This is a genomic window from Dietzia timorensis, assembly GCF_020742175.1.
Taxonomy (GTDB): domain Bacteria; phylum Actinomycetota; class Actinomycetes; order Mycobacteriales; family Mycobacteriaceae; genus Dietzia; species Dietzia timorensis_A.
On the sequence record NZ_DYXM01000108.1, the window covers coordinates 1 to 10,472 of the forward strand.

The 10,472-nt window shown below is 67.6% G+C and carries 9 protein-coding genes and 1 pseudogene; 8 read left to right on the forward strand and 2 right to left on the reverse strand.

Going from position 1 to position 10,472, the window contains the following annotated elements; all coding sequences use genetic code 11:
* Window positions 1-117 precede the first annotated feature (117 nt).
* The 4 genes from K8V11_RS05910 to K8V11_RS05925 all read left to right on the forward strand — a co-directional run bounded on the left by K8V11_RS05910 (window position 118) and on the right by K8V11_RS05925 (window position 5,534).
* On the forward strand, window positions 118-1,743 hold the full coding sequence (locus K8V11_RS05910; RefSeq protein WP_303911641.1) for an ABC transporter substrate-binding protein: 1,626 nt from the start codon (window positions 118-120) through the stop codon (window positions 1,741-1,743).
* A gap of 113 nt (window positions 1,744-1,856) precedes the next feature.
* Window positions 1,857-2,783 (forward strand): ABC transporter permease, encoded by a 927-nt coding sequence (locus K8V11_RS05915; RefSeq protein WP_303911643.1) that lies wholly within the window; start codon window positions 1,857-1,859, stop codon window positions 2,781-2,783.
* Window positions 2,776-3,768 (forward strand): ABC transporter permease, encoded by a 993-nt coding sequence (locus tag K8V11_RS05920; protein WP_303911645.1) that lies wholly within the window; start codon window positions 2,776-2,778, stop codon window positions 3,766-3,768. Before K8V11_RS05915 ends, K8V11_RS05920 begins: the two co-directional genes overlap by 8 nt.
* Window positions 3,765-5,534 carry an ABC transporter ATP-binding protein gene (locus tag K8V11_RS05925; protein WP_303911646.1) on the forward strand — a complete coding sequence of 590 codons (1,770 nt, stop codon included), beginning with the start codon at window positions 3,765-3,767 and terminating at the stop codon, window positions 5,532-5,534. The genes K8V11_RS05920 and K8V11_RS05925 overlap by 4 nt, the downstream gene beginning before the upstream one ends.
* A gap of 97 nt (window positions 5,535-5,631) precedes the next feature.
* Here the strand turns inward: K8V11_RS05925 and K8V11_RS05930 are convergent, their stop codons facing one another.
* Window positions 5,632-6,243, reverse strand: a complete 612-nt coding sequence (locus K8V11_RS05930) for a hypothetical protein (protein WP_303911648.1) — start codon at window positions 6,241-6,243, stop codon at window positions 5,632-5,634.
* Window positions 6,244-6,577: 334 nt separating this feature from the next.
* Here K8V11_RS05930 and K8V11_RS05935 point away from each other — a divergent pair, with 334 nt between their 5' ends.
* The 3 genes from K8V11_RS05935 to K8V11_RS05945 are packed head-to-tail and all read left to right on the forward strand — an operon-like array spanning window position 6,578 to window position 8,949.
* Window positions 6,578-7,168: a serine/threonine protein kinase gene (locus K8V11_RS05935; protein ID WP_303911650.1), complete on the forward strand. Its 591-nt coding sequence runs from the start codon at window positions 6,578-6,580 to the stop codon at window positions 7,166-7,168.
* Window positions 7,146-8,120 carry a hypothetical protein gene (locus tag K8V11_RS05940; protein ID WP_303911652.1) on the forward strand — a complete coding sequence of 325 codons (975 nt, stop codon included), beginning with the start codon at window positions 7,146-7,148 and terminating at the stop codon, window positions 8,118-8,120. The genes K8V11_RS05935 and K8V11_RS05940 overlap by 23 nt, the downstream gene beginning before the upstream one ends.
* Before the next feature lie 55 nt (window positions 8,121-8,175).
* Window positions 8,176-8,949, forward strand: a complete 774-nt coding sequence (locus tag K8V11_RS05945; protein ID WP_303911654.1) for an oxidoreductase — start codon at window positions 8,176-8,178, stop codon at window positions 8,947-8,949.
* On the opposite strand, the gene K8V11_RS05950 is transcribed toward K8V11_RS05945, so the two are convergent.
* Window positions 8,927-9,796 carry an HAD family phosphatase gene (locus K8V11_RS05950; RefSeq protein ID WP_303911656.1) on the reverse strand — a complete coding sequence of 290 codons (870 nt, stop codon included), beginning with the start codon at window positions 9,794-9,796 and terminating at the stop codon, window positions 8,927-8,929. The two genes, K8V11_RS05945 and K8V11_RS05950, sit on opposite strands and share 23 nt — an antisense overlap.
* 148 nt (window positions 9,797-9,944) lie before the next feature.
* Between K8V11_RS05950 and K8V11_RS05955 the strand changes: the two are divergent.
* A pseudogene (locus K8V11_RS05955) lies at window positions 9,945-10,472 on the forward strand (hypothetical protein); the annotation flags it as partial.

Sequence of the window (10,472 nt, forward strand, 5' to 3'; positions counted from 1 at the left end):
CACATGCCTTAGGCGGTTGATCAGCGGCGATCCGCTGTCGGGTTTTACAAGGACCCGGCGTCGTCGCGCGGGTGGAGGACGTCATCTCCGCCCGCGAATCGAAACGGGAGGTTTTCTGTGCGTAGGTTCAATAAGGTTGTCGCGGTGTCGGCAGCCGCGCTCTTGGCAGGGACGTCGCTCGCGGCGTGTTCCAGCGACGGCTCCGGCGGACGAGACTCCGGCGACAACGTAATTCGGGCATTCAATACCGAGCCCCAGAACCCACTCATCCCGACAAACACCAACGAGGTCGGCGGCGGTCGCCTGGTGGACCTGCTTTTCGAGGGCCTCGTGTCCTACGACGTCAAGGGTGGGGTGAACAACGCCGTCGCCGAGGAAATCACCCCGAACGAGAACGCCACCGAATTCAACATCAAGCTCAAAGAGGGCAAGACCTTTTCCGATGGCTCGCCGGTGACGGCCAACAGCTTCGTCGACGCATGGAACTACGGCGCCGCCTCGAAGAACGCGCAGCTCGCCCAGTCCTTCTTCGAGCCCATCGAGGGCTTCGAGGACGTCTCCGAAGAAGGCGCCACCGAGACCGAGCTTTCCGGACTCGAGGTTGTCAGCGACACCGAATTCAACGTCACACTCTCGCGCCCCACTGCCGACTTCCCCGACCGGCTCGGCTACTCGGCATTCAGCCCGCTCCCGGAGAGCGCCTACGACGACATGGACGCCTTCGGTGAGAACCCGATCGGCAACGGCCCGTACAAGCTGGGCGATGAGGGCTGGGTCCACAACGAATCGATCCAGCTCGTGCCGAACGAAAATTACGACGGCGAGCAGAAGCCTCAGAACGAGGGCATCGACTTCCGCATCTACTCGAGCATGGACACCGCGTACCTCGACGTGCAGGCCGGGCAGCTCGACCTCATGGACTACCGTGTCCCCTCGCAGAACTACGGGACCTACGAGTCCGACTTCCCGGACTCGAACGTCAACCAGCCCGCGGCGGTCTTCCAGTCGTTCACCATCCCCGAACGCCTCGAGCACTGGGGCGGGGAAGAAGGCAAGCTGCGCCGCAAGGCGATCTCCATGGCCTTCGACCGCGACGAGATCACCGAGACGATATTCGAGGGCACCCACACCCCGGCCGTGGACTTCACGACCCCGGCCATCGAAGGCGGCGGCGAAGAGCTCGAGAACAGTGATGTCCTCCAGTACAACCCCGAGGAGGCGAAGAAGCTCTGGGCCGAGGCCGACAAGATGAGCCCGTTCTCCGGCTCCCTCGACATCGCCTACAACGCCGATGGTGACCACCAGGCGTGGGCCGAGGCCGTGACCAACCAGATTCGCGAGACCCTGGGCATCGAGTCCGAGGGCGCCAGCGTGCCCACCTTCCAGCAGATCCGCGACGACGTCACCGACCGCACGATCGAGACGGCGTTCCGCACCGGCTGGCAGGCCGACTACCCGTCGACCATGAGCTTCCTCACGGACCTCTACCGCACGGACGCCGGCGCGAATGACGGCGACTACTCCTCCAAGGAATTCGACAAGCTCATCGACGAGGCCGGCTCCGAGACCGACGAGGGCAAGCGTGCAGAGATCGTCCGCGACGCGCAGAACGTCCTGCTCGAGGACCTCCCGGCCATCCCGCTGTGGTACTCGAACGTGTCCACGGCGTGGAATCCGGAGCTCAAGGACGTCGAGTACAACTGGAAGTCCGTGCCCGTCTACACCCAGATCACCAAGAACTAACAACGGGATCATTTCCAGCGCACACGCATGATGGGGCGCACGTTCGGCACCGGTCCGACGTGCGCCCCTCAAGACGTGCCTGGGCAATGGCACTACACATCTAGAGGTCAACCATGATCTGGTATCTCCTGCGGCGACTGCTGCAGATGATCCCCGTCTTCTTCGGTGCGACGTTCCTCATCTACGCGATGGTGTTCCTCATCCCCGGCGACCCGGTCGCCGCGCTGGCCGGCGACAAGCCGCTCAGCGACGCTGTCGTGAACACCCTGCGCGAGCAGTACAACCTGGACAAGCCGTTCCTCGTCCAGTACCTGCTGTACCTGCAAGGGATCTTCACCGGAGACTTCGGAAAGACATTTTCCAACCGCGACGTGCTCGACGTCATCGCCGAGGCGTTCCCCGTCACCCTCAAACTCGCCATCATGGCGCTCATCATCGAAACCATTTTCGGCATCGGGTTCGGCGTCATCGCCGGTATCCGCAAGGGCGGCTTCTTCGACTCGACCGTGCTCGTAGTCAGCCTTTTCATTATCGCCGTCCCGATCTTCGTCATCGGCTTCGTCTCGCAGTTCCTTCTCGGCGTCAAATGGGGAATCGCGCCCATAAGCGTCGGTTCGGACACCTCGATACAGAGTCTCCTGCTGCCGGCGTTCGTTCTCGGGCTCGTCTCGTTCGCCTACGTGTTGCGGCTGACCCGGTCTTCGGTCGCCGAGAACATCGGCGCCGACCACGTCCGCACCGCATACGCGAAAGGCCTGAGCAAGCCGCGCGTCATCTCCGTGCACGTGCTGCGCAACTCCCTCATTCCCGTGGTCACGTTCATCGGCGCCGACCTCGCCTCGCTCATGGGCGGCGCCATCGTCACCGAGGGAATCTTCAACATCAACGGCATCGGCGGGCTCGTGTTCCGCTCTGTGCAGATCAGTGAGGCGCCGACCGTGGTCAGCGTCGTCACCCTTCTCGTGATCATCTACATGCTCGCCACGCTGATCATCGACCTGCTCTATGCCGCGCTCGACCCGAGGATCCGCTATGCCTAAGTCGAACCCGAACGAAAAGTCCGCCGTGTCGACACCGTCAGACCTTTCCCATCTCTACGACCGCGGCGCGCGCTACGTCTCGAAAGCCGAGCCGGATGACGTCGTCGTACGCGATTCCAAGTCTCCGACCTCGACTCCCCGCGGCCTGTGGGGAGAAGCATGGCTCGACCTGCGCAAGCGACCGCTGTTCTGGGCCTCGGCAGTGATCATCCTGCTCGTCGTCGTGGTCGCCGCGTTCCCGCACCTGTTCACCTCGCTCGATCCGCGCGCGGGCGACCTCGCCAAGTCCGAGGCGGGTCCCGAACCCGGGCACCCCTTCGGTTTCACCAAGCAGGGCTACGACGTCTACGCGCGGACGATCTACGGTGCTCGTGCGTCGGTGCTCACCGGCCTCGGGGTGACCGCGTTCGTGCTCCTCGTCGGCGTCGCCATCGGCGCACTCGCCGGCTACCTCGGTGGATGGATCGACTCGCTGCTCTCGCGCATCACCGACGTGTTCTTCGCGATTCCGCTGATCCTCGCCGGCATCGTGCTCATGCAGCTGTTCGCCGATCGCAACACCTTCACGGTGATCATCGTGCTCGCCGCGTTCGCCTGGCCTCAGATGGCGCGCGTGGCGCGGGCCGCGGTCATCGAGGCCAAGCAGAACGACTACGTGATGGCCTCGCGTTCCCTCGGGCAATCGGGGATGGGCATCCTCCTCAGACACGTGTTGCCCAACTCGCTGGCGCCGATCATCGTGATCGCGACGACGAGCCTCGGTATCTATATCGTGGCCGAAGCCACCCTGAGCTACCTGGGGATCGGACTTCCGCCGTCAGAGGTGTCGTGGGGTAATGACATCTCGACGGCGCAGTCCTCGCTGCGCCAGTCGCCGATGATCCTGTTCTGGCCGGCCTCCGCGCTGGCGCTCACGGTGCTCGGATTCATCATGATGGGCGATGCGTTGAGCGATGCCCTCGACCCGAAGGAGCGGAAGCGATGAGCGATAACTCGAAGCGCGAAGCCTCGAAGCGCGAAGCCGCCGAAGACCGTCCGCTCCTGGAGGTCCGGGACCTCGACATTGCGTTCGGCTCGAAGAAGAAGCCGCTGCCGACCGTGTTCGGGGCCTCGCTGTCGGTGTACCGTGGCGAGACCGTCGCGATCGTCGGCGAATCCGGCTCCGGCAAGTCCACTACCGCCGCGGCGATCCTCGGGCTCCTGCAGGGCGGCGGCCACGTCACCGCCGGAACGATCGAATTCGACGGGGCACGCCTCGTCGGCACCGACGACTCCGGTAAGTTCCGCGTCGCCCCGGCAAAGCGCTACCAGCAGCTGCGCGGGGCGCACATCGGTTTCGTGCCGCAGGATCCGATGTCCAACCTCAATCCGGTGTGGAGCGTCGGCTACCAGATCGACGAAGCCGTGCGCGCCAACAACGTCGCCTCCGGGCGTAAGGCCGTGCGGGCCCGCACGATCGAGCTGCTCAAGGAAGCTGGACTTTCTGACGCCGAACGCCGCGTCAACCAGTATCCGCACGAATTCTCCGGCGGGATGAAGCAGCGCGCGCTCATCGCGACGGGGCTCGCGGCGCGCCCAGAGCTGCTCATCGCCGACGAGCCGACGTCCGCGCTCGATGTCACCGTGCAGCGGCAGATCCTCGACCATCTCGAGGGGCTGACCTCCGAGCTCGGTACCGCGGTGCTGCTCATTACCCACGACCTCGGTCTCGCCGCCGAGCGCGCGCAGCGCATCGTCGTCATGAGCCGGGGCAGGATCGTCGAATCCGGGCCGAGCCTGCAGATCCTGCAGAACCCGAAGCACGAGTACACCAAGCGGCTCGTCGAGGCCGCGCCGTCGCTGGCCTCGCGCCGGATCGAGCTCGCCGGTGGAACGGCCGAGCTGCGCGAGGAGGTCGTCGCGGAGTCGGTCGACGAGGCCGAGAGCGTGGCCGAGGAGAAGAACCCCGACCGCGACGTCATCGTCGCCGAGGACCTGACCAAGGTGTTCAAGGTTCGCGGGAAGGTGCCGTGGAAGTCCGAGGACGTGGCCGCGGTGAAGAACGTGACGTTCACGATGCGGCGCGGGACGACGACGGCGCTCGTCGGCGAGTCCGGTTCGGGAAAGTCGACCGTCGCGCAGATGGTGCTCGGGCTGCTCGAACCGACCAGCGGTTCGGTGTCGTTCGAGGGCACGAAGGTGAGCGGGCTCTCGCGCAAGGGCGAACTTTCGCTACGCCGCAAGATGCAGCCGGTGTTCCAGAACCCGTACGGCTCGCTCGACCCGATGTACTCGATCCACAACACAATCGCCGAACCCATGCGCATCCACAGCGTGGGCACGAAGGCCGAGCGTGATGCGAAGGTGCGCGAGCTGCTCGAGAAGGTGGCGCTGCCGCCCGAGATGGCGCGCAGGTTCCCGGGCGAGCTGTCCGGCGGGCAGCGCCAGCGCGTCGCCATCGCGCGTGCACTCGCCTTGGATCCCGAGGTCATCGTTCTCGACGAGGCGGTGTCCGCGCTTGATGTGCTCGTGCAGTCGCAGATCCTCGACCTGCTCGCCGAGCTGCAGGGAGAGCTGGGGCTGACCTACCTGTTCATCACGCACGACCTCGCCGTCGTGCGGCAGATCGCGGACTACGTGCTCGTGATGTCGAAGGGCGAGGTTGTGGAGGAGAACACCACCGACGAGCTGTTCGACAACCCGCGCGAGGATTACACGCAGAAGCTGCTGGCCGCGGTCCCCGGAAAGGACATCGACCTCGGCGTGAGCTGAACTCGGCCGGCTGTCCTGTGAGCCGGGCCGATGCGAAACGGCGGGCGCCTCCACTTTGGGGGCGCCCGCCGCTTCGCGTACGGAGAAGTCGCGCGGCCTACTTCGAGGCCGGGGGCTCGGACGGGTTCTCGGGCTCGGAGACCTTGGTTTCCGCAGGCTTCGCGCTCTGGGGAGCCGGCGACGCAGACGGCTCGGCAGCTCCGCCGTCATGGCCGGGTGTGGGTTTTTCGGGCTGCTCCACGGAAGCGAGGCGGCGAGCGGGGATGGTACCCGGCTCGGCCTTGGCGTTGTCCTTATTGCTGCTCGCGGCGCCGGCATCGGAATCTGCAGCACCCGAGGCTGCGCCTTCGCGGACGGTCGCGTCGCGACGCTGCTCGACGGCGGGGTCGAGCGGCGGGGCCTCCATCCCGAAGTGCTCGAGCAGGTCGCGCTCCTGGTCGGGCGTGAGCGCGTCCTCGGAATTATCGAAGCGGGGAGATTCCTTGATCGCGGCCTTCTTGTGGCCGAGGTGCAGCTCGCCGTCGAGAAGCCGCGAACCGAACAGCGGCACCACGGCGTCTGCGGAGAAAATGCCGGTGCTCACCGAAGCGAAGGTGGCGCGCCCGGTCGCATCGTCGAGGTAGACCTGGCGAACGTCGCCCACCTTGGTCCCGGCGCTATCGAATGCAGTCGCCGAGAGCAGCATCTCCAGCTGTTCCTGTGCAGACATGTTCTCTTCCTTTTGTCGAGGTAAGGCCTCTGAACCCGCCCCGTTTCCACCCGCCGCGGCGGAGGGAGTGACGGGACCCGTCGCGATCGTGCACACCCACCGGGGTGAGCGGGGAATGGCACTTCCCTAAATGCACTCCCAACACGTATTCTTAGTCGAAGTTCAGTTATCCGTCCGGGACATTCTCCGGCGAGGCCCACATTGGGCCCGGCTCTATGGATTTTACCGGTCACGCGGCGGATAAACGTTCCTTTTACTGGCACTGTGCCCCTGTAGCTCTCGTGCGCCCCGCCCTGGGCGGCGCTCCCGGAGCGTCGAACGGGGTCCTGGAGAGATGGAGAAGGCTGTGGGTGGGGAGCAGTGGGGCGGCGGCTATGGCGGATTCGGCTACCAGGGGCAGCCCCAGTGGGCGCCCGATGCCGGAAGGCGACGCACCAGCCCGGCGCTCGTGGTCGCGATCGTGGCGATCGTTCTGCTCGTCGCCGCGATCTCCGTGCTCGGCACGCTGCTGTGGTTCGGTTCCGGCAACTCCTCCACCCAGAGCGCCGCGGCGACCTCGACCCAATTTGTGACGGCGGAGGCAGAACCCGACTCGGCGGACTCCGCCTCGACGATGCCCGTGGTGGAGCCGGCGGCGCCCGCGCCTGCCCCGGCCGTTCCCTCGACCCCGGCCGGCGCGTACCAGTGCTCCTCGCTCGGCGGCGGGCCATTCGCGCGGGCCGGTGCCGGTTCCTCGGCGACGAGCTGCCCGTTCGCCTCGTCCGTTCGCGACTCCTACCTCGCCTCGGGCGCAGGGGGAGGCGCGGCGACGATCAGTGCGCATAGCCCGGTGACAGGCACCTCCTACACGATGTACTGCGCGCCCGCCGGCACGAACGTCGTGCAGTGCACCGGAGGGAACAATGCCGTCGTCTATATCTACTAGGCTGCGCGGCGCGGGCGCGCTGGCCGCCTCCGCGGCAGTCGTATTCCCGCTGGCCGGCTGCATTCCCGACCACGAACCGCCGGCCCGCCACATCGCCGACACCGTCGTTGCTCCGGCTCCGGGCGCGATGGGCGTCCAGCCCGGAGTGGAAACGGTGCCGGAGGTCGTCCAGTCGCCCTCGCAGGCCGGGCCGTCCGAGGTCCGCCCGCCGTCCACGGTGCCTGCTCGACCGGTCCCTGCGACCGGCGAGGCGCTCGAAAGCATCGGCCACGCGCTTCCCGAGCTCACCGGCATCGCGATCGCCCCGGTCGGGCGGGCCGAGGAGGTCGCGGTGTTCGGCGACCTGCAGACCGGGGTCGCCTGGTCGACGAGCAAGGTGCCGCTGGCGATCGCCGCGCTCCGGGTGAACCCGGGCGCAGCGACGCAGGTCCGCGCGGCCATCACGCAATCGGACAACGAGGCCGCCGAGGCGCTGTGGGAGGGCCTCGGCGGCGGCGAGAGCGCCGCCTCCGCCGTCACAGGCGTGCTGCGCGAGGCACGCGACGTGACGACCACCGTCCCGGCGACGCGGTTGCGCGAGGGTTTCACGGTGTTCGGGCAGACGCAGTGGGATGCGGCGAACCAGGCGACGTTCGCCGCGAACCTGCCGTGCCTGCCGGACTCCGCAGCGGTGCTGGCCGAGATGGGGTCGATCGTTCCGGAACAGCGGTGGGGACTCGGTCGCATCGACGGCGCCCGGTTCAAGGGAGGCTGGGGGCCGGCCGATACGCACGCCGGCTACCTTGCGCGGCAGTTCGGCATCCTGCCGACACCCAGCGGTGACGTCGCCGTCGCCGTAATCGCGGACGCACCGGATCTCGGCTCCGCGGAGAAGAAGCTCGACGCGATCGCGCAGACGCTCACGGATCAGCTGGGAAACCTGCCAGGTGGAACGTGCCCGCCCGCGGCGTAGACGTGCGTACGCCCGGAGTCGCGTTCGCCCGACCGCAGGCGCTACCGTGGCATTCGTGACATCTTCACCAGCCGATCCACTGGCCCCGCTCGCCGAGTTGCCGGGCATTCCCGACGCGCTCGAGGAGGCCCGCGAGGCCATCGCGGCCGTGCACCGGCACCAGGCCAACCGGCGCGGCTGGGCGACATCCGCCGCCGAGGCGAGCCTGCGCGCCGCACGCGCCTCGGCGGCGCTCGCCGGCGGCACCGTCCGGCTCGGCACGACTGGCGATGTCGACGATCCGATCGTCGCCGGGGCGCTGCGCGTCGCGGGGATCATGCACGGTGAGGGGCTCGACCACGCCACCGCCGTGTGGACCCGCGCGCCGCTGCAGCAGCTCGCCCGCATCCACACGCTCGCCGCGGCGGGACTCGATTCGGAGGTCCCGGACGCCGACCCGGACGGGCTCGGCAGGCCGCGCGCCGACGCCGGCGTGTCCGAGCGGCTGCAAGGTCTGGCGGCGCTTGTCACCGGCGGCACGAACGTTGCCGCGCCGGTGCTCTCGGCCGTCGTCCACGGCGAACTCGCCTCGCTCAAACCATTCGGCTACGCCGACGGCGTCGTCGCCCGCGCCGCCTCGCGCCTGGTGTGCGTGTCGACGGGACTCGACCCGCACGGGCTCGGCGTGCCCGAGGTGCTGTGGAACCGCGACCGCGACCGATACGAGACGCTGCTCGCCGGTTTCGCGACCGGCACAAGCGAGGGGCTCACCGACTGGATCGCGTTCCAGTGCGAGGCCATCATCGACGGCGCGCGCGAGGCTCGCGCTATTGCGGACGCCGCTGGTTGAGTGCGTCCATCGCGGTTCGCGCCTTCGCGCGGCTCGTGATGGCGGTGTTGCCCAGCTTGTCCTTGAGCTTGCCGCGCATGGTTTTCGGCACCGAAGACGGGAACAGTGGCGTCGGCTTCGAGAATTCGAGTATCGGCCAGCCGCGCTCGACGGCCTCACGGCGCATAAGACGGTTGGGGTTGACGGCGACGGGATGGCCTACCTGGCCGAGCATCGGAATGTCCGAATCGGAGTCCGAGTAGGCGTACGACGCCGAGAAATCGACCGGCGCCTTCTCCGCGAGCGAACGCATCGCGTCGACCTTGCCCTCTGCCCAGCAGTAGAACGAGATCGCCCCGGTGTACTGGCCGTCGGGCCCGACCTCGAGTTCGGTGCCGCGGAACTGGTCCGCACCTAGCATCCGCGCGATCGGCTCGACCATCTCGCTGGCCGCTGCAGAGAGCACGACCACAGAGTGCCCGGCGCGCCTATGGTCGGCGATAAGCTCCTTGGCCTCGGTGAACACCTTCGGGGTGATGATCTCCTCGAGCGTCTCGTCGACGACCCGCCGGACCTCCGCGCGGGTCATTCCGCGCACCGCGTTGCCCGCAAGGTCCATGGCGCGCTGGGTGTCGCCGACCTCGCTCGGGACGACCTCGACCGCGAGCTTGGCGACCGCGGTTTTCGCGAGGGTGCGGCGGCTCATCATCCCGTTGCGAATGAATTCCGCATTGAACGCAAATGAGGCAGAAGTAGCGATGATCGTGTGATCCAGATCGAAGAACGCCGCAACCTCCCCGGCGGTGCCCGCAGGCGTCGTCGCACCGATGCGGTGCGGGATGCGCGCTGGTCCAGGGGGTGTGGTCACATGGGCATTCTGGCACATCCGGGGCCCGAACACACCCGAGTTCGACACATGAAATGCGCCTGTGGACAACTCTCCGCCATCCACAGCGGTTGATTTCGTTGCAGGTTTTCCGGGCGGGACGTCCGACGTCATGGGCGAGGGTTGTGCCATGCCCACACCACGCACCCACAACCAACCGTCCCCGCGGCGCGGCGCCCCTCCCGCGCGCGCCTCGGTAGCGGTCTGTGTCGATGACCCGGATCTGGCCGAGGATTGCCTCGCCGCCGTGCGTGCCTGCGGCCTGACCGCGACCACCACCGAGCTGGCCGGGCTCTCTCCTGGGACGCCGCTCATGTTTTATGACGCTGGAGCGTACGAGCGCGCAGGTCAGGCCGCCGGACCCGCGTGCCGCAACGCGGGCCGGGCAATCGCGGTCTGCTCGGACCTCACACCCCGGCGCCCCGGTGGCCGCCGCGCGTTGGCCCTGCCGAGTGAAACCTCCACGCTGCTGCGACTGCTCGACGGCGCGGCCACGGCCGACAGTGGCGGCCGCCACGTCCTCGTCGCCGGGGCCCACGGCGGGGCGGGGACCTCGACGTTCGCGTGTATCGCAGCGCTACGCGCAGCCCGGTCGGCCGGGCCCGGGGTCGTGCTCGTCGAGGCTGATGCCAGCGGCCCCGGCCTCGACCTGCTGCTC